A 21,881-nucleotide genomic window follows, 5' to 3' on the forward strand; every position below is an offset into this window, starting at 1 on the left:
ACTCGCAACTTCTTTATGAATGAATTTATGACGCGAAGATGTACACCCTTAGCAATTATACTACGAGCTACTAAATCGCCACTAACCCACCAAACTTCACGGAACACATACGAGGGATGTTCATCTTACATGCGGTCACGGACGATTGCGGGAAAATATACCTCTGGGCAGAGGATTCGACACTTCCTCGTTTGCGAACAAAGGAACAGGACTCGAAAGGTGGAGAGAGGCATCCGTTTGCTGTTGACAAGCAGACTCTCAACGATATTCTGTCATATGCGGGGTATGGAAACGCAAATACGGAGATGATCACTCTCACAGTCTATTTGCCGTCAGGTCAAGATAATCCTCAGCCGTCCCCATCAATTCGGGAAGAGAACGCACAAGAGACTACCACATCACTCGCTCCGTGGCTCATCCCAGCAGTGGAAGTCGATCCAAGAGACGCTCCATTGATCCTCTCATATCTTTCGCAGCCATCTTCAACTGATAAGGAGACGATTAGTCACGGAGAAAACCTTATCAAATCGGGACGGACCGTCAAGTACTGGTCTTCTGTTTGCTCGGTAGCAGAGTCGTACGTTGAATCTGGGCGGGTTGTACCACACCTCGCAGAGAAGGACGGGTCCGTTACCGGTGTTTGGCGTGCGTACCCCTCTAGGGAAGCTGATATTGATCTGATTACGGAGCTGATGGAAGCGATGCCACCGCTCGCACGGACATCCGTAGGGATTGGATCGAAGCCTATCCTCAACCGAGGATCCCCTAATGATCCAATCGGTCGTTCCTCAAGGGATGTCTTGACGCGCGCACTAGACCAAGTGGTCAATGCGCTGTCGAAAGAGCGCTTATCCCCGACTGAGACGGACTTAGCCACGGACAAAGTGGAATCAGCCCATCAACAATGGATCCGCACGCTTCAAAGGACCGGGGAGCCGATCGATGCTGCTCCCGAGGCGATCGCTGAACTTCGAGACCAACTCGACGAGTGGACACGCCCTCCCGTGACAGGGGATGAGCAAGAAGTCAGGCTCTGTTTCCAGCTGAAAGAGCCTGAAGTGGAAACTGATATGCTGATTTCGGAGTCGGAGACGGAACCGGTTGTTCCTGACGGTTGGATGCTCGAATTGCTCCTGCAATCTGAGGACGACCCGAGCCTCGTCGTTGAGGCGAGCGAACTGTGGAACTCGGATCGCTCCACATCGAAAATACTCGCACGCCATCTCAACCAGCCCACTGAGATACTGAAAAACGAACTGGAGCGCGCATCCCCGCTATATCCACGACTCAAGGAAGAACTCGACCAATCGAAACCGACTGCGATAGAGTTATCGAACAGCGATGCCGCCGAATTCCTACAGGAATATGCAGAAGTTCTCCGGCAAGCAGGATTTGGAGTGATTCTTCCAAACTGGTGGGGAGAGCCGCCGCAACGACTGGGTGCTCGACTGGTCGTCTCTGACGCCGATGACGAGTTTGAGACTACTGGTAGCGGTCTGGGAATTGAACAGCTGTGTGAGTTCGACTGGGAGATCGTTCTCGGGGAAAACAGTCTCTCTGAAGACGAGTTGGAAGAACTATCCACACTCAAACAATCGCTCGTACACTTCCAGGGAAAGTGGGTCTCAGTACAGGACGATGACGCCAAATCGGCAAGAGACCTCCTCCATCGTGAAGAAGAACGTACTCTTGAGGAAGCGCTTCAAGCGGATACTGAGATTAGCGACGACGGAGTTAGCCTCCCGGTCGTCGAAAAGAGATTAGAGGGAACGTTCAAGAAGTTGTTTGAGCAGGATTTCGAGATATGGGCCGAGAAAATAGACACCCCGTCTGGGTTTGACGGGGAGTTGCGCTCGTATCAGAAAACGGGCCTAGGCTGGATTTCGTATCTGGAAGATCACGGCTTTGGTGGCTGTCTGGCGGACGATATGGGACTGGGGAAGACGATACAGATACTCGCCCGTCTCGTTCAAGAGCGTTCCGTTGATCCCTTGGTTGGTCCGACACTTGTAGTGTGTCCGTTGTCTGTGGTATACAACTGGAAAAGTGAGGCGAATAAGTTTACACCAGATCTGACGGTACATATTCACCACGGCCAAGGTCGAATGTCGGGGGGCGACCTTGCCAGCGCCATACAACACCACGACGTAATCATTACTACCTACGGGACGGCGAGGAGCGATATCGAACTACTGCGAGACATTCAGTTCCATAGGATCGTTCTTGATGAGGCACAGAAGATCAAAAACACATCAGCCAGTCGTACACAGGCGATAAGGTCACTGTCGGCTCATCATCGGTTGGCGTTAACTGGAACTCCCGTTGAGAACCGGTTGAGTGAACTTTGGTCCATTATGGAGTTCTGCAATCCCGGACTACTTGGCACCGAGAGCCAATTCAGAAACGCCTTTTCTCGGCCTATTGAGGAACAGGGAGATATTGAGAAGATGGAGCAGCTCAGACAACTCATACGTCCATTTGTGCTGCGACGTGAGAAAACTGACAACTCGATAATCGACGATCTTCCGGAGAAATTGGAAAAAAAGGAGTACTGTGGACTCACTGAGGAACAAGCAACCCTATACAAGGCAGTAGCCGATGAAATCTTTGAGCAAATTGAGCAGTCCCAGGATATCGAACGAAGGGGGCGAATTCTGAAGCTGATCGGCAATCTCAAATCGATTTGTAATCACCCACGTCAGTATCTTAACGACGATCAGCGTATCAGTGGTCGATCGGGCAAGCTTGACGTCCTTGATGACCTCGTCCAGAAGATAGGAGCTAATGACGAGAAGGGACTGATATTCACACAATACACCCAGATGGCGGAGCTGCTGTTAGAACACTTACGAGGTCAAGGCCACCGTGTGTTCTACCTCTATGGGGGGACAGCGAAGGAGGAGCGGGAAGAGATGATTGACGAATTTGAGAACACTGAGGGATCCTGTTTCTTCTTGTTATCACTGCATGCTGGTGGCACCGGGATCAATCTCACGCCGGCTAACTACGTTATCCACTATGACCGGTGGTGGAACCCTGCCGTCGAAAAGCAAGCAACTGACCGAGCGTATCGGATTGGGCAAGACAATAACGTACAGGTACACAAACTGATTTGTCGAGGAACGATCGAAGAATCGATCGACCAAATTATTGAGAGCAAGCGTGACCTAGCAGAACAGGTACTGGCCGATAGCGACGAGTGGATAACTGAACTATCGGATGAAGAACTTCGCAACCTCGTATCGTTATCAGCAGACTCTCTGGTATGACTTGGTCTAATAGACAACTCGTCAACAGTGAGGAGACCAACCAGGACTCACGAAAACCGAGTGCGACGTGGTGGAGACATCGATTTTCCGCAACAAATGCATCAGTTGAGGGTGTGAATGATTCGCTCGAAGAATCTCTTGACGAATTCTGGACTGGGCTACCTGAGGAGTATGAGATCCCTTCCGAAGATGCTGAAGAGGATGAACAGACGAAATTAGCATCACTCGGTGCTCCACCAGAGGGATTCAGTCGGGCTTTTGAGATGGCTAATCGGCTCCACGAGAAAATTCAAGAGCCACAGAGATATCAGACTCAACAAACTCAATTCACACCAGAAACGTCTATCAGAACCGTAGTGGACGAGATTCCACGTGCAGGACCGGTTATCGTAACGAATCTGGAAAACGAGGGTTACGAGACACTCGGTGATCTGGAGGGAGTTTCCAATCGCGAATTAATGAGAGTGAACCGAGTTGGAACGGAAACAGCAGAGCGGTTGATTGAGTTCACCCAGAATCAGATACCGGGAGATCGAGATTGGAATCGAGCGAGCGACCGATCAGCTATCTCGAACGATGTTGAGCTCCGCAAGATTTCGGAGCAGATCCCCGGTTTCGGAGATACCAGTCGAAAGAAGATCGAAAAAGAGGGATATGAGACTGTAGGAGACGTACGTGCTGCAACGGCTAATGAACTAACTGATATTAAACAGATTGGCGAAGGGACTGTTTCGAAACTTTTGGACTACATAGAAAATAATTCAGGAGAACCCAGTCCAATAGCAGATAAACAGATACCAGACGATACCTCGATAGAAGATTTCGCGGCAGATGTTCCGAGTGTGGGTCGGGTGTTGATCTCTAAATTGACTCAAGAGGGGTATGAGACGGTAGGTGATCTTCGTACTGCGACCATTGAGGACCTAACCAACGTCGAGCATATCGGTGAAAAGAAGGCAGAATCTCTTTTGGAACACGCTGGTTTGAGGATGTAGACAGTGAGTCCGGGTTTGAGGAATTTACAGTCCCACACGCTTGACCTGCCAACGGAGTCGAACCGGTACTTAGTGGCGGAGAACATAGCTTCGATCACCTAGTCCTATCCGTGGTGACTGCCATCCAACCGGTCGTTGCGAATACGTCAAGTTAGCGAATAGCTGGAGGTGAATGCGATCAGAGATTCAAACGACACTCGCGGTATGGAGGATTCGTAAAGCATCGGCTGCTCACATGTTAACCAACAAAGTGCGTACCGGTATAGATTTGTTGGTTAAACAGATATCGCCCCGTCACGGGCTGAAGAGTATGAATAGCAAACTATTCGGGAATAGAACGTTCCATTAGATGTCGTCGGGACGAAGCGCGTTCTCGTACTTGACCATCTTCTCGGATTTATCGCCGATGGTGTCGTAGATCTGTTGGAGCGTCTCTTCAGCGGCGAGCAGGTTGTGCTCCTCCAGGAACTCCTGACCCTCTTCGGTGAGACCGTAGAACTTCCAGGGGTAGCCCTGTCGGCGCTGGTCGTCGTCCAGGGCGACCTCCTTCACGATGCCCTCATCGATCAGCTTCTGGATGTGCTTGTAGACAGTGGCGTCACTCACGCTGGGGTTGAGCTCCTCGAGTTCGTACATCGAAGGAAGCTGCTCGGGGTGCTGGAGGATGTTGTTGATTAGGGCAAACCGCGTCTGCTGAGTGACGAAATGGATGAGTTCCCGTGGTGCCGTGTTCTCACCGTTCCCAAGGCCATCGTCCATATTGGTGTGTTCAATCGAGTACGCCAAAGTAGTTTACCCCAGAGTAAACTACCACGCAGAAGCGACTGAGAAGCAAGACAGGAGCTTACACCTGTGGTGGAAGCTGACCATCTGGACGTGGGACCTGCCCCTGTTTGATTTCGTGATCGACGCGACGCATATGTTTGCAGCCCCCGTCTGGAGCGCGCTGCTGCCAATCGGAACAGGTACAGGATTGCCCGATGATATCGACTTCGTATCGATTTCCGGACGCCGCTTCGACTTCGTAGCGACCACCCTTGGCGAGTAGGGAGACGGTCATCGCTTCCTCGACAGCGCGCTTTGTGCGGGGCTCGAGATCATCAGCTGAGGTGGAGCCGTCTGATACGAGCATTCGGTCGCGGACGTCTCCCGCCTGTCCGCCGTCTGGAGCGACAGCGCTTCCAATCTCCTGAATCCGGTTTTCCAAGAGTGCTTCCGCAAGGTTCCCCTCCGGCCAGAGAAAGTGGACTTCTCGTCGCTCTCGATGATCGTAGGAGCCACAGGTGGCGGCATTCCCTTCCCAGACTCGCCATGCCCTCAGCGCGGCCATCACGGTGAGGATGCCCCGAGGAACCGGTGTTTGGTCCTCAGGGTAGAACACTCGAAAGCGCGTACAGTCGTCCTGTGGCGGTACTGTGTCCCACCACTCGACGTCGGACCCCCAACTGTCGTACATCGCTTGATCTCGGCCGTATCCGACCGTCACGCCATCGACCTGCGGGACCTCCTCGGGGATCGCGTTGGCATCGCCTTCGAGGAGTCGGAGTACAGCGTACCGGAGATACTCGTGTGTAGGGGAGTTCGTGGTTTGGGCGATCTGGTCGTACTGCTCTGCGACTCGCTCCGCTTCTGCCAGAACGGCTCTGAGATGTCGCTCTGTCATAATTCGGTGAGGCTGGAATGCGCCTCCACCCCTCGGCGGGCGCTCAAAAAATTAACCAACGCACCAGCCAGATATCCCGACTTGTTGGTTAATCGCCAGAGCTCCGGATGCAGCACCCATCGGTCATCCACACCGACATCGGCCGTTGCCTACGGCGATCCCTGTTGGGAGATCACCGTGTCCAACTGCTCCCAGACCATTTCGAACGCCGGCGGATCACCGGTCAGGTCCGGCAGCGTGGTCTCCCACTGGTGGCGGATCGTTTCTTGTTGCTCGTCCGGGAGTCCGTCGCTCAGATCAACGGTGAGCCCATCGTGTTTGCACTTCGCGTCGAAGGCGGGCCCCACGTCGGCAAAGTTGATGGTGACCGAATCGGTTTCGAGCAGCTGATAGAGGTCGTAGTAGTCACGGGCGGCCCCGCGCTGGTAGATCGCTCGGAGCTTTTCAGCGAAGATCTCCTCGACGCTGTACGCCTGGAGGTCGAACTCGGGCACGTCTTCGTACGCGTGCGTGTGCTGAACAGGATCGAAAGCGACGTGCTCGTCGACCATCACGTCGATGCTGGTCGTGTTGGGGTGGTTGAGGACGCCGCGGTACTGAATGCTGATGTCGACGTAGTGGGTCGGGTAGTGGTCCTGCTGAGATTCGTGATGCTCTCGAATCTCGAATTCGATGCCAGAGCGGTCGGCAATCGTATCGAGGACCGTTCGGAGTTCCTGTTTGGACCCCTGGTACTCCCCTTCGACGCCAAAATCGAGGTCTTCTGAGAATCGCCACGATTGCGGGAAATACAGCTTGGACAGCGCGGTCCCGCCTTTGAACAGGAGGTTGTCGCCGTAGCCGCTCGTGAAGATGCCCCAGAGAAGCCACGAATTGACGTAGTTCTTCTCGGCGTACCCTTGCCGAACGCCCAGTTCGCGAGCGAGAATCCGGAGCCGGTCCTGACTGATCATCGCGATCAGGACTCCGTCGGCTCCAGCGTGGCTGGCTCGACGTTGATTCGGAGGCGATACGTACTGTCGGTCGATCCGGTGTCGGGTCGCGTCGGGTCCAGCAACGAGTAGCCACTCGTGAACGACGCGACGAGTTCCTCGCGGGCGGGGAGGCCGATGCCGAGCTGATCGGCGAGGTAGACGATCCGCTTGGTCGCCGCGCCGTTGTCGAGGCGTTCGAGGTACTCGCCGACGGTGTCCCAGTCGCAGCCCCGGTCGTCGGCGGTGCGCATCGCGGTTGCAAGTTCTCGAAGGCCACCACAGAACTCGGGGTGGTCCGCACAGTCGACCAGCGTCTTCTCCAGGTTGCTGACCTGAACGGTCGTGCCTTCGATGGATGTCGGCTCAAAGCCGAAGAACTTCCGCTCGGTGACTGTCGTGACGCGGTACGGGACACCGTGGATCTCTCGGCTTTGCGCTCGGGTCGGCGTGACGACGTACACCGTCCGGGGAACCTGTTCGGTCAGCCCGTGGTGGCTGAGGGCGCTGTAGTAGCCGATGTACATTGGCTCGGCGACGTGGGCGGCGATGAGGTACTCGTGGGTGGTGTACACGGCTTCCTCGCCGGCTGTGAGTGGAATGATGAGATACGTGCCCGAGAAGAGCCGGTCGAGCCAGCCCTTCTCGGTGAGTCGGGAGGCGATCTCGCGGGCGGTATTTGGGGGGACCTCCAGCGTCGTCTCGATGTCGTCGACGGAGATGATTTGGTGACCCGCGCCAGCGAGTTGTGCAAGGAGTCGACTTTCTCGAGTCGAGAGACCCTGGCGTATATTTTGTGTTTGCTCTATGGTACTCATACCTGCGTTTCTTACATAGAGTATAAACACGGGCCTGCTTTAGCCTTGCGACTGCCGCGGACGGCGGAGACAAGCAGACTTAACCAACAGAATCGGGGTGTGGAACCGTGCGTTGGTTAAGGATTCAAGCGCCGTCTTCGGCTACGTCGATGAGCTCTTCTGCTGTGGAACTGATCCGGTCGAGACGGTCGCGAACGATCTCGGGATCGTCCGACTCCCACGCGGCCAAGTAGAACGCCGACCCGCTGGTATCTAACCCACAGTACCGCCCGACGACGTACGCGACCGCCTCGGCTTCGACTTCGCGTTTCGACCGCTCGGTGTCGTCGTCGACGTCGAAGTGGAGCAGGGCGTGGGCGTACTCGTGGATCAACGTCCGCGCAAGGTCGGCATCGTTCTCCCGATCACGCACCTCGACACGCGGTTGCATACCGACGAGACTCAGCTGCTCGCAGATGCCTTTCGCCTCGCCGTGCGTCCACTCCGCTTCCGGAATAATCCGAACCGTCACGCCAAGTTCGTCGGCGGCTCCAGTCAGCCGACCGACGAGGTCGCCGGCGTCCCCGGTTGCTTCCGTGTCGAGATCAGGAAGCGGCTCGCCTTCGGTCTGAGAGACGTCAAACACCGGCGCGGGCTTGAACCCGACCAGGCCCTCGGACCACTCTTCAGGCGACGTCTCGTCGTAGTCACAGTCACTGTCCTCGTGGTAGCTCGGCGAGTTCTCGCACTCTGGACACTGCTTCGTGATGATCGGCGCCCAGATCCAGATGGCCGACTCCCCCTCCGTGACGTGGCGGTCGAACTCTTCCTGCCACGTCCGGTAGCCCGTCACCCGGGTCGCCTCGGGACACTGCCGCTTGATGAGGAGCGTGTTCCGGTAGGAGTAGTCGTGGAAACGACTCTGGACGTCGAGCCACTCCTGGAACTCTTCGCTGGCCTGCGCGTCGTCGACGCCGGCGACGAGGTCGTCGATCCACTGTTCGATGGTGCTGTTCATCTCGTCGGATCGTGTGTCGGTCTGCTCGAAGGAGACCGACGAGTCACTAGTCGTAGCCATTGTGTTCACCGAATCAAGGTCACGGCGACTGCGTCTGTTCAGACCGCGCCGCACCCCTCAGGGGCGTCCAAAAAACCGCTCTGTCGGTTAGCGGAGTTCGTGGCGTTCGTCAGCGAAGCCGACCGTGACGAGGTACTCGAGGAACTCGTCGAAGCGCTCGACGTCGCTGGGTGTGTCAGTCGCAAGGTGACGCGTCCACTCGATGGCCCACTGGAAGGCGGGATCTGTCCCGCCCTTGCCGTGTAGATACCACCACCGGGCCGCTTTGAGAACCACTATGGGATTCGTCGGCGGCTGCTCACCGGCGAGCCCACGGGTGATGGACTCGATTTCGTCGGGGACGTCGGCGGAATCGACCTCCGCTGATTGCGTGTTGTCGATATCGACCGGGATCTCGTCGACCGAGACGTTGTCGGGACTCTGTTGTTGACTCACTGGAAGTCACCTCTGAGGGCTCTCGAAGGAGCCCTCGCCCTCTCTGGGGGCACGAAAAACAGGTCGCGAAGTCACGCCGGCGGGAGGTAGACGCTCTGCTCGCCGGCGATCTCCTCCAGGTTGTTTCGGTGACGGTGGCTGAAGTAGCACTCGTAGCTGCAGTATCCACAGATTGCGCCGGTATCGTATTCGGCCACGTACGGGCCGCGGCGAGTTCGCCAGACGTTCGTCCCGCACTCGGTACAGACGGCGTCCTCGAGAACGGCAGGACTCGGTCCCTCGTACTCGACGTTGAGCCCCTCGTCTTCCGGTGTCGTTTCGGGCCAGATCCCGTGGCCCCTCCAAAACTCACGGACGCGAGCGAGGCTGTGGCGCACTGTTTTTCGGACGGTGACGTGGTCGGCGTCGCGACCGCTGTCGTCCCAGCCGTCGGCCGTCCAGAACTCACCGAACTGTGCGCCACGATGTAGCCCGTTCCAGTCGACGCCGACGATGTCGGCTGGTGGCTCGTCCGTGAGTGTCGGTCTGGTCAGCTGTCGAATGGCGTTGAGCTGCTTGGGCGGACTCCCGCCGAGGATATGGACGCGTCGTCCTCTCCAATCGGCTGGGTCGGAGAACTCGTGGGCCAGGCGGTCGGCGTATCCCCGTGAATATCCGAGGACGAGGGTCTCGGGTATCGCATCGATCACCGCCCGCGACTTCGGAACGACGATGAGCTCGGCCTCGGGGTAGCTCGCTTGGATCTCGCGAGCGGCAGCGATGTGGGCGTCGACGGCATCTGGTTCGTAGATGTCGCCGATGACACCGACCTGTGGCTCGTGCTCGAAGAAGCAATCGACGAATCGTTCCAGGTCGGGATTGCGGAAGTCGTTATCGAGCATCCCCACCGGAATCTCGAGGTTCTGGTACTGGTCTGCCTGATACCCACAGTCTTCTCGAAACCCGGGGAGAAACCCGAGGGCCAACGCATCAGCGACGAATGGGGCTCGATGCAGGAACGCTATCTGGTCTGCCTGTCTGGCAGCAGCGATGTCGCTAGCCGTGCTGGAGTCTGGACTCAAATCGAGGGACATGACTGAACTCGCGAGGCGGCTGCTGGGCGCCCCGCACCCATTCAGGGGGCTGAAAAAACGGGACACTCTCAACGTTAACCAACACGAGGTGGTAGCTGACTCCGGTTGTTGGTTAAGACCGATCGCTACGTCTCATCCTCACGCAACTCTTCGGCCTTCCACTGGAGCCGACGCAGAATCTGCGTCCGATTCTGGTTGGCGTTTTCGTAGGCAACACACTCACGGAGTGTCTCCATATCGGGGATCGTCGCGATCCCAGCCTTGATCAGTCGGTGGTTCGGTGCTTCGAGGCGCTTCTCGGGTGGGAATTCGTCGTCAGCCCCGCTGTTGTCCGCGGATTTCTCCATCTCTATCGCCCTCCACCCCTGAAGGGCGAGAAAGACAGAGCAGCCGACTACCCCATCATCGCAGCGTCAGGCCATCGCGTCCTGGAACCGCTCACGAAGCGCGTCCTCACGTTCCTCGAACTGGTCGACCTTCTCCTGTAGATCGTCGCTGACGCGCTCGATGCTCGCGAGTGCCCGCTCGCCGGCGAGCGACGCCTGCGACCCGTCGTCGCTGTCGGCCTCCAGCTGCTCCTCGTAGGCTCGCTCGACCCGCCCGATGGTGCCCTCCGGGTTGAACAGGATGTCGTTGGCCGTGCGGACGTAGCCGTCCAGTGACGCACCCTCCTTGCCCTGGAAGAAGTGAGTGAGCGCGTACGTGGCGCCGGAATGGAGCGTCCACATATCGATCTCGACGGGAGAGGCCGCGTTGGCCTCCGCATCACTCGCGGCACGCTCGGCCAGGTAGTCCGGGAAGCCCAGCAGGCTGTAGAACTCCGTGACGGTGAACGGCAGGTCTGAGAAGTCGAGGTCGATGTCCTGTGCGTCACGGATGAACTCGAAGAGGTCGTCGGCGACGAGTTCGACCTGTGCGAGGAGTTCCTCCCACCAGCTCCGGAAGTTCCGCACGTCGCCGACGTGTTTGATGACCTCCTTGTCGGTGAGCGAGCGCATCGTGTTGGAACAATAGCCGTCCTGAGCGAACCCCTCCACGTAGACGGCGTGCTCGCCGAAGAAGTCGTAGCCCGACGTGACGCCCATCGTGATCGGGTCCGACCGGCCGGGGAGGCGCACCTCGAGGCCGTCGAACATGATGTCCATATGGACCTCGCCGCCGCCCCGGTAGCGACGAATCTCGCCGAACATCACGTCACCCAGCGGCGTTCCGTCGATAGTCTCCTCCCGAAGGACCTCCTCTAGAGGGCCGTAGACGTCGACCGGGTTGATGATCGAGTACGAGTCGGTCGGAATATGGAACAAGGAATCCGTTTCGGCGTCCTCCTCACGGGCCTGCTCTCGAGCGCGACTCGGCTCGACGAGCGCGTTGAACCGCTCCGTCTCGACCCACTCGTCGGTGTACGGATTCTTGTAGGCCACGGTCGACTCGACGGCCTGCGGGAGGTCGCGGATCGCCTCAGCGAAGCTCACGGTGTGTTTGCCGCCGTGACGCTGACGATACCACTCGGGTAGTTCGGTGTCGGTACGTCCATCGACGCCAGCGAAGATGGTTCTCGACTCTGGGTCTTTCATCGTAGTCACCTCGACGCAGGAACGCTCATCGACGGCTGCCTGCATCGTCTCGCGCCCTGCGCCCCTCTGCCGGGCGCAACAACAACACCACGTTAACCAACATTGACCCAGGCAACAGCCGACTGTTGGTTAATAACCAACCGGCGGCGACACATCTTACTGTCGTTACTCAGTACTTGAGCGACGAAGTCGTACCTGCTACGGGTTCGGAATCCACGGATGTCTCTCCCAGGGGAGATGGCTCAATCCGATTCTACTATATCCCGCAAAAGCTTATGTCGGGCACGTAAATCTCCTGCTGTCCAATCGCTCTCCGTGTCGTTACTCATTGAGTGAACAAGCGGGTTATAGTGAGCAACAGCATCTCGAAGGTCTTTCACATCCCATATTGTTGCCCCATATGATTCTAGATCTACCGGTAGCTGCTGCATCTCATCGGCCTCAGACAGGATGTCAAGTAGTTTCCCTACGGTACCCCCGGCTAGCTTGTCAGGTGCGAGATCGCCGACATAGGTCGTGCGGATGTGAATGTCGGTCTCAGTTTCCCAGTCCGGGATGTGTTCACGGATGATCTTTCGTAGTCGAATTTCAAACTGAGCGAGAAGCACGTACAGATACTGGTAGACGGGAATCTTGTTCAGGTCGAATCGGGTCACGATTCCCTCCGGATCATTTGGCTGGCCGACGAAACAGAACCGTTCTCCGTCTCTTCCTAGTCGTTCAATTACCGTCCCGACTTCTTCTCCGGGAGCGACGCAATCTGAGTCCGTTAGCGGCAGTACGTGTTCGGTGACGGGCTCTTCACCTCGTATCTCCATCTCTGCTCTGGAGACGTAGCCACGAAGTCCCTCTAGTTGCTCCGGATCATCGAAGACGAATGCAGCGTCGTAGTCCTCATAGTAGAGATCTAAGTAGACGAAGGCAGCGTCATCCTCAGCACTATATACATCCAACTCCGGGAAACATGTCGCTGTATGGCGAGCAGGCTCGCTGATTGTCGGTGAGGTTGCACTCGCCATGAGTTGGGACTCAACTTCTGATGGGTCTGGTCGGATTGATGATACCGCTGGGTCGAACTCCTCTGACTCCGGACTATTGACTTTGAGGAGCATGTGGGGAATATCGGCCTCAAAATGGTCGCGATCAACCGATTCAACATCTGCAACTTTCGGAGCCAAGTAACTGCGGAAGGGGCCCTTTGTCTCTTCTGTTTTGAATCCTCTCGTAGTCAAGAATACACCGTTTCCGTCCTCTGTTAGGACGTGTAGCGACCGTTCGAGAAACAGCAGGCCGGTATGGATACGGGCTGTATCCGGAGATATCTGAGCAAAGGAGGTAGCATACTCGCGCTGCTTTTCCTCACTCAGATCAATCCACTGGACGGTTGGCGGATAGCTAAGCACGAACTCAAACGAGTCAAGGCGTGCGTCCGCACTCAGATAGTCTCCGTTCCGAACCTCTACTTGGTCAGTGTAGTTCTCTCGAACCGTCTCGACATACTCGTCCTCTGTATCGATCGCAACCCCAGATGGTGGGTCATGCACCGAGTCCTCGAAATATCGTTCCACAGCAGAAATTAATTCACCTTTCCCACATCCCGGATACAGGATTCGCTTCCCGTACGTGGAGCTGATATCCTCGAAGAGGAGTTCAGCCATCCGATCAGCAACCGTCTCAGGAACACGAAATGGAGGCATAATCTCCCGTTTCGCATCCAACCTAATGACGTTATGCCGGGAGAGAGTGGTTCACTCATCTGAGTCGGTGGTCTCTGATTGGACTGTTTCGTGAACATTCTCCAGTTCCTCTCGGCGAGCCGACGCTCTGGTGGACGCTGATGTCGTGCTTTTTACAGAGCATTCGTTTGACTGTGAAGGTCATCTCGTCAAAATCGGCCGTCGTGATGCCGATGTCCTCCGGTGATAGGGTCTCATCAGCCGTTGATGTCTCGAAAACAGGTATCGGCCGCGATGTCGCTAGTGGGGAGCCGTCACTCGTCGCCTTCGAACCCCTCACGCGCGCGCGAATTCGCGCACGCTATTCGCGCGTAATTGGCGTCCTCAAGCGCTCTAACACCAGATTTATGGATTATGGGTGTATCTGTCCTGATAGAATGTCATCAGATCACTCTCGACTCAGGCTTGCCACCATGTTTAGTCGATTTCAGAGCCAGCCAGAGGAGGGTCGTTGAATATGCCGACGATCAACGCATACAAACACGATCTTGGTTACTACATCCGCGCTTGGACAACCGACCTCGGAAACATCAATTACAAGCTTCGCTCCCGGGGTAACACGATCATCGAACGCTTCGGATTGGAAGATGGTGACGAGATTTCGTGGGATACAATCCACGCTTTGAAATCGATTGGAGAAATCTACACCGAGGGATCCGGAACGCTCGGTCGCGATGACTTCGCCCCTCTTGATGGTGATACGAAAACTCTGTCAGAAGAGGAAGCGAAAAGACTGCTCGATTCAATTTTGGACGAGAAGAATCCGTCCGAGCAACGGATCAAGGAGCTCTGTGACATCTTAGACATAGAGCGTCCCGAGTCGAACATTGAGCGACTGGAGCAGGAGTTAGCATCCCGAATCGCCGGCATCACCAGTCGCGAGAGTTTCCAAACGGAGGTGACATTGAATGGTCCCGCCGATCAGGCAAGCATCTCTGTCAATATAGAGCCCTCGGAAGAATCCACAGAGCCACCTCTGGATTCCAAGATCAATCTTCTGCTGTTGGGCGATACGTCCCTCGATGATCCCGGGATTGCTCGACATGATATCTATCTCTGCGAGGAACATGGTCTCGAAGGATGGTCGTTTGCTTATTCGGGTTCGTGGGAGACCCATGCGGAGATGGCACGTCAGAAGGCAGAACTCATGCCAATCGTGATTCAGTGGTTCGACGATCTGAATATTGACTACGGCATTCCGAAGGAGAGTTTCGGCGGCGCTCAACGAGATCTCCTTGGATAGCATCCGCCCACACAGCCTTCGTCGCGGTATGCTCGGCTAGCGGTTATTGGAACTCACCTTCCCGGTGTCCCAGGCCTCGTGGTCGTTCCGGGGGCTGGCGGGGAAAGGAATCCGACGGCCGACGGGCGGTGTCTGGACCGCGTCCGGCTTCTTGATTGCTCGCACTCGCGGTCCCGGTTGGTCGGGACCCGACGTACATCGGCTTTCGTGCTTGGCTCCGCTCCGTGACGACCTCGCGATGGAGCATCGTACAGAGCCCCATAACGCTCTCGGCGAGGTCGAACGCCGCTGCTCGCGACCGGAGGTCGTGCTGGCTGAAGAGGATCGTCCCATCGGCCCGATCGACCCGGACCAGCCAGTCCGAGGATTGCTGGACGTGGCAGAGGACGGATTTCGAGAACTCGTAGGCGAACACGAAATGGTCGTCGTCTGTTCGGCGATGCAACCACCAGTGGTCAGGGGCGCTCTCGCTGTTGCTCTCAGAACTCATCGGTTACCCGGGACGGATGTGTCGTCCCGCACCCCTTGCGGGACGAACAACAACAACGCTCATGTCGTCGCGACTTCGTCGCCACCGTCGGCAACGTATATAGTCATAGCAAGATACTGTCCAATTACATTCGGATGGCTGTACTGGACGACCTCTCGGGATTCGAGTTCGAGGACTTGATGGAGGACGTCTTCCGGAACCTCGGCTACGAGAACGTCCGTCAGGCCGAGCGGACGGCCGACGAGGGGCGCGACGTCATCATGGAGGAGGTCGTCGATGGGACGCGACGGGCGATCATCGTCGAGTGTAAGCACACTGGGACGGTCGGCCGGCCGGTTGTCCAGAAGCTCCACTCGGCGATCGCGACGTTCGACTTCGACGGCCCCAAACGCGGAATGGTCGTCACGACTGGCCGGTTCACGAATCCTGCTCAGGAGTACGCCGACCGCCTCCAGCAGAACGACGACCCTCATCCAATCGAGTTACTCGATGGCGAGGACCTCCGGGAGATCGCCGACGAAATCGGTCTCGATCTCTACAACGGGCGCATCGAGATCCTCTGTGACGAGACGCTCCGACCGTACGACCCGGCGGCGGATGTCGACGCACCTGTCCAGGAGGCGTTCCGCGACATTGAGAACATCGAGGCCGCGGATCTGCCGGTGCCGCACTCGCAAGTGACGTTCCGACCGGTGGTTGCGATCACCGCCGACACGAACGCTGTCTTCGAGACCTCAGTCGGTGTCATCCACCGGATCAACGACCGTACACAGTTCGTTGTCCACGCTGAGCGCGGCCATCCGAAGGTGGCCGACGACGAAGTCGCGACGCTGGTCACCGAGAATTTCCACGCGACGGTTCCCCTCGATACCGGGCAGCTTACCGAGGTATTCGACGATGTCGACGAACGACGGTTCGGCCAGACCCAAACGGAGTACAAGGAGTGGGCTGTTGACCGCATCCAGGATTACCACACGACGACGGTGACCTACACCGGCGACAATAACGTCACGTACAACAAGACGTGTGAGCCCAATCTCTCGGACATCTCAGTGCAATCGATTGAGCCGGTGTATCTACCTGAGGTTCGGCAGACGACAGAGATACTGGAGTACTCGTATCCGTACGAATACTATGCTGCTGGCCCCTCACGGGTCACTCTGGAGGACGGGATTCATCGCTGCGTCCACTGCAAAACGAGCGGCGTCGACGAGACGTACACCTACTGTCCGAACTGCGGGGCGATCGCCTGCGACACCCACATCAAGACCGAACGGCTCGAAGGGGAGCCGGTCTGTACCGGCTGTGCGGTGACCGAACGGTTCGCGCTGAAGAGGAAGTACTTCTACGACGAGGAGAATCTCGACGCGTTCCGAAAGGAGTACGCCGAGATGCCGATCCACGAGAAGGCGATGGAGAACAAGCTGCTGGCTGGCGGGAGCGTGGTTGCGACGCTGCTGCTCGTCGTCGGACTCCTCGTGATCGGCGGCATCATCTAACCAGTCGCAATTTTCCGCCAGGCTGCGGGGTTAGGGTTACGAGACTCCGTACTGCTCTTTTAGTGCCATATATTCGTCCTTCTTTGGGAGGATGACTGGCAGATCATCTGTCCTGTCGAAGTCGCCCCGAAGTGGCCGATACAACGCTTTCATAATGGATTCCAGGTCGTACCACCTTGCGGTCTCGACGAGTGTCTCCTGATCGATGTTCTCCGCCTCGATCAGTAGCATCGAATAGCTGACGCGCCGGGATCCGCTATCCAGAAGGAGCGTATGGCATACGACTTCAGCAGCCGTTAGCTCCTCGTCCGGAGCATACCAGAACGGAGGCTCGCCGGCGAGGAAAAACTGTAGACCATACGCTGCAAACCGGCCCAGTCCGGTCATCTCCCAGTCCGGAGCTGCTTGGAGTGCGTCCGTATCCTCGTCGGTCTGTAGGCGAACGAGTGCTCGCTTCGGATCGCACCACGCGATCGTGGCACTGGGAGCGATTTCCCGGACTCGGGCTCGATGTTCGTGTTCTACAGTAGCCCGGACGAACGCCAACAGCGGCGAGACCTCGTCCCGGAGGGCGTACTTCGAATCGGATTGGGAGAGTAACGCTCGGTGCTTGAGCGGCGATAACGCGCTATGGACACCTTGTCGGGTGATTCCGAGTCGGTCTGCGATATCAGCGATGTGTCGTGGTCTATCGAGATACCAACACACGCGGAGTGTGGCTGGGGAGAGCAGTTCCGTCCAGTCCACGTGGCTGAACTCCGACAGCAGCGTTCGATACGCTTCGGTAACTGGATGTTCCGCGATGCGGACACGACGCTGATTGCTGGACCCACGCGTTTCTGTGAGTAATCCCGCTGCGAGCAATTCGTCGAGTACGTCGTACAGATGGTCTCGTGAATATCCGGTTTCAGCCGCCAGTTCCTCCGGTGTTGCTTTACGGCCGGTACTCAGCGTGTCAAGCACGGCGAGTCCGGCCTTCGAAATCATCTGGGTCTTTCTAAACCCTAACTATATAAATACGATTTGGGATTTTACTTGACGACTGCTTCGTCCCGGACCAGTTCTGCGAGCGCGTCCTCGAGCGACCCGTGGAATTGCCAGCTCGCCTGCTCGAAGGCCTCGTCAGTCGGGCCGTCCCAGCGGGGGAACGCGGAGTGACCGCTCACTTTGACGGTCCACTCGGTCGGATCGTCGAACGGGTTCTCCGTCGGGAGTTCGACGACGTAGAGGTACTCCTCGTCGCCATGGATGCCGTCGGCCGGATTCTCGACGCCGTGGCCCAGCAGGAACAGCGGCTGGTCGAGATGCTCCATATTGGACGGCTCAAGGAGATCCGCTGGCTGAGCCGCGTCGATCGTTCGCTCTGGGTCGCCATCCAGGTAGAGGTCGACCGTCGAGAGCTTGTCGAGGAACACGAAGGTCGCCGCCGTGTAGCCCGGGCCACGCTCTGCGCGGGTCGCATCGAGAAGCTCTTTCAGTTGTGCGAGATCCCGGAGGACGCTCCCGGGGTACCCGTCCGAATGCCGGTACACCTGCGCGACGCGGTCGGCGCTGCCATCTGTCTCACCGGTCTGTTCGACTCGTTGGACGAATCGGAGTTGGCTCCGTGTCGACATCGGTACTCGCCGGCGCGTGTGCGCCGGCACCCATCGCCGGCGCTGAAACAACACCACACAGTCGTAGCGGGATTGCAATCCGCTAAGCGAGATGTGACACCTCGTCTGGTTCCTCCACGTCGTCGAATTCACCACGCTCGACCGGCTCCCAATCCTCCCCAGGTGCTGGACTCCACCAGTCGATCTCATAGGCACCCGGTGCACCGAGGATTTTTGCCCGTGCCGAGCCGTCAGGCAGGTCGCGACGGAGCTTCTCGTCGACGTGAAGGTTCCACGTCGAGTCGGTGTCGAAGCACGCGAGCACAGCCTCCTCGTAGCCACGGTTTTCTCGGGACTCTCGGAGGACGACCTGCGTGTTACAGTTCTTGCAGAACACTCCCTCGAAGGGAATGTGGGTGAACACGTCCTGCCCGCAGACGGGGCACCAGAGGAACTCAAACAGTGCCTCGCTGTGTCGGTCGAGTACTTCGAGACTCATTGTTGGACCGACCCGGTTCGACCGGGTCACTCTCTCCGCCCCGGCCGAAAAACACCCTGCGTGTGTACGTTCTCAGCGTTCAGGGCCGTAGACGATGCGCGAGGGGGCTTCGTACCCACAGTCCGGACAGTCGTACCAGCGCTGTACCTTCGCTCCATCAGCTGTCTTCTCACCGACGAGGACGTCGTCGTTTGGACACTCCGGACAGTTCAGTTCGGGCGCTGGCTGCTCCCGAAGCGCATTCCGGAACGTTGTCGCCTCCTTCGTCTCGAAGCCTCGCGACCAGATCGGGTAGCCGTCGACGAGGATCGCCCCGCGCCACTTGTACCGGTATGAATCCGGCGCCCGGTGTAGAACGGCTCGCGCTCCAGTCTCGGTGTTTCGATACGCGAGTGTTGGTGTACGACTCTCCCGGGACCAGTTGGTGATCCGTGGCATTGTCAGTCAGAAGTGGACGTCTGCGGGGACAATCCAGAGTGTCTGGCTGTCTTCCTCTTCCTCGAGGACACGATCGAGCTGATCGCGATGGCGAATCCCCATCGCGTGCTGGTCGTACATCGGGATTGATGGCCCCTCGTAGGCCCCGACCTGATGGAACGCGTGTCGGGCGAGGTCCTCGTCGCGCATGATCGCCTCGTCGCTGAGCTCGTCGAGCGCCTCCTTCACGCGGTCGAGATTCCGCTGGAACTCTTCCTTGGTGGCGTTCCAGGCTCGATCGAGCAGTTCACCGCCCTCCTCTGAATTGATGGGTGCTGCCGTCGGTAGGTCTCCCCAGCGAGCCTTCCCGGCGACCGTCGTATCCTCTTCATCGAAGGTGCAGTAGTAGTCGAACACGGCGCAGCCGTGGGGGTTCGCCCCGACGAGACGGTCGAAGACTGCTTTCCCTTCGACAAGGGCGTCGTGCTGTGTCGGTGCCTCGACCAACGCGTAGATGACCATATGCATCTTTGTTCACCTTGGAGCGCCGACTCACCGGGACCTGCTCCGCTTTGTCTGCTCGGTGCGCCGGCACCCTTCGCCGGCGTTCGAAAAAACTCGCTTCGCGAGATCGCGTTCAGGAGTCGCGTGTCCGCTCGACGGTGATCGTTAGGTCGCCCGACTCGTAGTCGGCCTCGAAGTCGACGCTGAACGCATCCGATTGGTAGGCGGCGTGGTAGGCACGGTGCAGTTCGAGCGACCCGGTCGCCTTGAAGTGGAAGAACGCAGCTGAGGTGTAGGGTTTGCTCTGGGTTTCGACCTGCGTCTCGACAGAGGCCGGGAGTGCGATTTGCGGCGTGTCCGTGTCGATGCTCGCAGCGAACGCCTTCGCTTCCTCGACGGTGGCCTGCGAATGTGCGGGCGTCTCACCGGTTAGCACGTTCACGGGCGTCTCCGTGTCGTCGGTGAACAGGACATCGTGAAAGGTGCGCGTCCCGAGGACTGCGTCGGGACCGAACTCACAATCGTGGAATGGATTGTCGTCTGGTTTCTCGGGCATCCAATCACGAGCCCACGGTGGGGCTCAGTCCTTTCTGCCCCAGAAAAACACCATCTGCTTCGACGCAAATCGGCCTATGAGCGGCTAAGTGTCGCGTCCTGAGACGGTGTTTCACCGCTCGGGATGCGCAACTCCTGCCGCTTCCCGACCCACTCGCCGAGTTTCTGCTTGAGGTACTGGCGAGCAGTCGACTGGGTGAACACACCCTTGTCGACCATATCGCCGACGACGTCCTTCAGCGCCCGGAACTGCCCCTTCAGATGGCCGTCGCCGACCGGATCGCCGTCGTGCCACCGAACGGTCGCGAGCGCCCCGTTCCCGACCGTCTCACCGTGGTCGATTGTCTCCGAATCGTACTGCAGGCCGAACCACAGCGTCCGGTAGGCGGTCACCTCGAAGGTCGGTGACACCACGTAGAACGCCTCGTGATGGAGGTAGTCGAGATGGTCAGCGATGATCTCCTCGAGGGTGAGGTCGGTGGCGTGGGGCTTCGGCTCGACGACCGTCGATGGCCGGTCTTCGCCGGTGAGGTAGCCGTCGACGGCATCTGCCTCGAGGCCATCGGCCAGTTCAGCCAGCAGCTGTTTCGCCCACTTTGAGTCGGTGTTGTCGCCACCGAACGGCGACTCAGCCGAGATTCGGTGCTTGAGCTTCAGGTTCGCAGCACCCCAATGAGAGTAGTGGAGCGTGTACTGTCCGTCTGTCCGTTCGTACGCAACAAGTGCGCGGTGACCCATTTGAACACTCACCTCGCAGGGCGACCCACGACTGGATCGTCCCGCACCCCTCCCGGGGGATGAACAACGCTACTCGTCGATCGGTTCGGGGGAACTGAGGTCCGCGTAGAGAACTTCGCCGTCGCGAACGACGTACCGCTTCGCCAGCACTGGGAAGCGGCACTTCGTAAACCCCGCTGTCTGGATGTCGAGTTCCTCGTCAGCTTCGAGGTGGTCGGCGAGTTCTCGCAAGAATTCGTGGGTCACGATGCCGCCTTCGTAGTCCGGGAGGCCGTTCTCGCGCGTCTCGTACACTTCGAAATCGTCGAATCCCCAGATGGTGAGTTCGCCTTCGTCGGTGACCTCCCAGCTGAGCGTTCCGAAGCAGTAGCTCTCACAGAGTTCGCGAACTGCCTGTGGATCCGATACGATTGCGCCGGTTGACGTCGTCGCAGCTTGTAGTGTCGCCATCTCTGGGCTCGCGGGAAGCCCCGCACCCCTCTTGGGGGGTGACAAACCGACACTGGAAGTGCCCCTGGCGTCGACGGCGATGACGATCAGTCGTCTGTTGGGGCGTCTGGTCCGCTCCCGTCCTCTGGTTGCGTGAGTAGGCTCACTTCTTCCAGGAGGTCTCTTGCAGTCTCGACTCGCTCTCGATCCGCGTCGTCCAACCGCTCGACGTCGAGGCGGCTGAGATTGCTGAGTACACGATGCATCCGGTAGCCCTGTTCGACTTGCTGATTCATCGGTAGCGCCTCACCACTCGCCGGC

24 protein-coding genes are annotated in these 21,881 nt (G+C 57.9%); 4 read left to right on the top strand and 20 right to left on the bottom strand.

Features of this window, described 5'->3' with window-relative positions:
* Positions 1 to 116: 116 nt before the first annotated feature.
* Positions 117 to 3,269, top strand: a complete 3,153-nt coding sequence (locus tag BLU18_RS11935; RefSeq protein WP_218124098.1) for a DEAD/DEAH box helicase — start codon at positions 117 to 119, stop codon at positions 3,267 to 3,269.
* Positions 3,270 to 3,382: 113 nt separating this feature from the next.
* Positions 3,383 to 4,264 (top strand): helix-hairpin-helix domain-containing protein, encoded by an 882-nt coding sequence (locus BLU18_RS11940; protein WP_176791243.1) that lies wholly within the window; start codon positions 3,383 to 3,385, stop codon positions 4,262 to 4,264.
* A 345-nt stretch (positions 4,265 to 4,609) separates the two neighbouring features.
* On the opposite strand, the gene BLU18_RS11945 is transcribed toward BLU18_RS11940, so the two are convergent.
* The 10 genes from BLU18_RS11945 to BLU18_RS11990 form a co-directional block, all read right to left on the bottom strand.
* Positions 4,610 to 5,023 carry a helix-turn-helix domain-containing protein gene (locus tag BLU18_RS11945; RefSeq protein WP_092635378.1) on the bottom strand — a complete coding sequence of 138 codons (414 nt, stop codon included), beginning with the start codon at positions 5,021 to 5,023 and terminating at the stop codon, positions 4,610 to 4,612.
* An 85-nt stretch (positions 5,024 to 5,108) separates the two neighbouring features.
* The gene (locus tag BLU18_RS11950; RefSeq protein WP_092635380.1) at positions 5,109 to 5,927 is read right to left on the bottom strand and encodes a hypothetical protein; all 819 of its coding nucleotides are present in this window, start codon (positions 5,925 to 5,927) and stop codon (positions 5,109 to 5,111) included.
* 149 nt (positions 5,928 to 6,076) lie between these two features.
* On the bottom strand, positions 6,077 to 6,880 hold the full coding sequence (locus BLU18_RS11955) for a nucleotidyl transferase AbiEii/AbiGii toxin family protein (protein ID WP_092635382.1): 804 nt from the start codon (positions 6,878 to 6,880) through the stop codon (positions 6,077 to 6,079).
* Between the two features lie 5 nt (positions 6,881 to 6,885).
* Complete coding sequence (locus BLU18_RS11960; RefSeq protein WP_092635384.1) at positions 6,886 to 7,716, bottom strand: type IV toxin-antitoxin system AbiEi family antitoxin domain-containing protein; 831 nt, start codon at positions 7,714 to 7,716, stop codon at positions 6,886 to 6,888.
* Between the two features lie 124 nt (positions 7,717 to 7,840).
* Positions 7,841 to 8,773 (bottom strand): ArdC-like ssDNA-binding domain-containing protein, encoded by a 933-nt coding sequence (locus BLU18_RS11965; protein WP_092635386.1) that lies wholly within the window; start codon positions 8,771 to 8,773, stop codon positions 7,841 to 7,843.
* Positions 8,774 to 8,860: 87 nt separating this feature from the next.
* The gene (locus BLU18_RS11970) at positions 8,861 to 9,208 is read right to left on the bottom strand and encodes a DUF8013 domain-containing protein (protein ID WP_092635388.1); all 348 of its coding nucleotides are present in this window, start codon (positions 9,206 to 9,208) and stop codon (positions 8,861 to 8,863) included.
* Between the two features lie 71 nt (positions 9,209 to 9,279).
* Positions 9,280 to 10,281 (bottom strand): DUF6610 family protein, encoded by a 1,002-nt coding sequence (locus tag BLU18_RS11975; RefSeq protein WP_092635390.1) that lies wholly within the window; start codon positions 10,279 to 10,281, stop codon positions 9,280 to 9,282.
* A gap of 125 nt (positions 10,282 to 10,406) precedes the next feature.
* Positions 10,407 to 10,628, bottom strand: a complete 222-nt coding sequence (locus BLU18_RS11980; RefSeq protein ID WP_092635392.1) for a DUF8129 domain-containing protein — start codon at positions 10,626 to 10,628, stop codon at positions 10,407 to 10,409.
* A gap of 66 nt (positions 10,629 to 10,694) precedes the next feature.
* Complete coding sequence (locus BLU18_RS11985) at positions 10,695 to 11,855, bottom strand: hypothetical protein (RefSeq protein ID WP_394327340.1); 1,161 nt, start codon at positions 11,853 to 11,855, stop codon at positions 10,695 to 10,697.
* Positions 11,856 to 12,097: 242 nt separating this feature from the next.
* On the bottom strand, positions 12,098 to 13,513 hold the full coding sequence (locus BLU18_RS11990) for a class I SAM-dependent methyltransferase (protein ID WP_092635394.1): 1,416 nt from the start codon (positions 13,511 to 13,513) through the stop codon (positions 12,098 to 12,100).
* Positions 13,514 to 14,048: 535 nt separating this feature from the next.
* On the opposite strand from BLU18_RS11990, the gene BLU18_RS12000 reads away from it, so the two are divergent.
* The gene (locus BLU18_RS12000; protein WP_092635396.1) at positions 14,049 to 14,834 is read left to right on the top strand and encodes a hypothetical protein; all 786 of its coding nucleotides are present in this window, start codon (positions 14,049 to 14,051) and stop codon (positions 14,832 to 14,834) included.
* A 43-nt stretch (positions 14,835 to 14,877) separates the two neighbouring features.
* Here the strand turns inward: BLU18_RS12000 and BLU18_RS12005 are convergent, their stop codons facing one another.
* Positions 14,878 to 15,324 carry a hypothetical protein gene (locus BLU18_RS12005; RefSeq protein ID WP_092635398.1) on the bottom strand — a complete coding sequence of 149 codons (447 nt, stop codon included), beginning with the start codon at positions 15,322 to 15,324 and terminating at the stop codon, positions 14,878 to 14,880.
* A 134-nt stretch (positions 15,325 to 15,458) separates the two neighbouring features.
* Between BLU18_RS12005 and BLU18_RS12010 the strand changes: the two genes are divergently transcribed.
* Positions 15,459 to 16,823, top strand: coding sequence for a restriction endonuclease (locus BLU18_RS12010; RefSeq protein WP_092635400.1), 1,365 nt, complete (start codon positions 15,459 to 15,461; stop codon positions 16,821 to 16,823).
* A gap of 36 nt (positions 16,824 to 16,859) precedes the next feature.
* On the opposite strand, the gene BLU18_RS12015 is transcribed toward BLU18_RS12010, so the two are convergent.
* The 9 genes from BLU18_RS12015 to BLU18_RS12055 form a co-directional block, all read right to left on the bottom strand.
* Complete coding sequence (locus BLU18_RS12015) at positions 16,860 to 17,810, bottom strand: MarR family winged helix-turn-helix transcriptional regulator (protein WP_092635402.1); 951 nt, start codon at positions 17,808 to 17,810, stop codon at positions 16,860 to 16,862.
* A 44-nt stretch (positions 17,811 to 17,854) separates the two neighbouring features.
* Entirely contained in the window at positions 17,855 to 18,439 is a 585-nt protein-coding gene (locus tag BLU18_RS12020) for a hypothetical protein (protein WP_092635404.1), read from the bottom strand.
* 82 nt (positions 18,440 to 18,521) lie between these two features.
* Positions 18,522 to 18,917: a DUF7567 family protein gene (locus BLU18_RS12025; protein WP_092635406.1), complete on the bottom strand. Its 396-nt coding sequence runs from the start codon at positions 18,915 to 18,917 to the stop codon at positions 18,522 to 18,524.
* 72 nt (positions 18,918 to 18,989) lie between these two features.
* A complete protein-coding gene (locus BLU18_RS12030; protein ID WP_092635408.1) occupies positions 18,990 to 19,355 on the bottom strand; it encodes a DUF7568 family protein in 366 nt (121 codons plus the stop codon).
* 6 nt (positions 19,356 to 19,361) lie between these two features.
* On the bottom strand, positions 19,362 to 19,862 hold the full coding sequence (locus BLU18_RS12035) for a DUF7995 family protein (RefSeq protein WP_092635410.1): 501 nt from the start codon (positions 19,860 to 19,862) through the stop codon (positions 19,362 to 19,364).
* Between the two features lie 109 nt (positions 19,863 to 19,971).
* Positions 19,972 to 20,394 (bottom strand): DUF8025 family protein, encoded by a 423-nt coding sequence (locus BLU18_RS12040; RefSeq protein ID WP_092635411.1) that lies wholly within the window; start codon positions 20,392 to 20,394, stop codon positions 19,972 to 19,974.
* 74 nt (positions 20,395 to 20,468) lie between these two features.
* Entirely contained in the window at positions 20,469 to 21,131 is a 663-nt protein-coding gene (locus tag BLU18_RS12045) for a DUF6735 family protein (RefSeq protein WP_092635413.1), read from the bottom strand.
* A gap of 69 nt (positions 21,132 to 21,200) precedes the next feature.
* Complete coding sequence (locus tag BLU18_RS12050; protein ID WP_092635414.1) at positions 21,201 to 21,581, bottom strand: hypothetical protein; 381 nt, start codon at positions 21,579 to 21,581, stop codon at positions 21,201 to 21,203.
* Between the two features lie 86 nt (positions 21,582 to 21,667).
* The gene (locus BLU18_RS12055) at positions 21,668 to 21,856 is read right to left on the bottom strand and encodes a DUF8012 family protein (protein ID WP_092635416.1); all 189 of its coding nucleotides are present in this window, start codon (positions 21,854 to 21,856) and stop codon (positions 21,668 to 21,670) included.
* Positions 21,857 to 21,881: the final 25 nt, after the last annotated feature.

The sequence above is a fragment of the Haloplanus vescus genome (assembly GCF_900107665.1).
Taxonomy (GTDB): Archaea; Halobacteriota; Halobacteria; order Halobacteriales; family Haloferacaceae; genus Haloplanus; species Haloplanus vescus.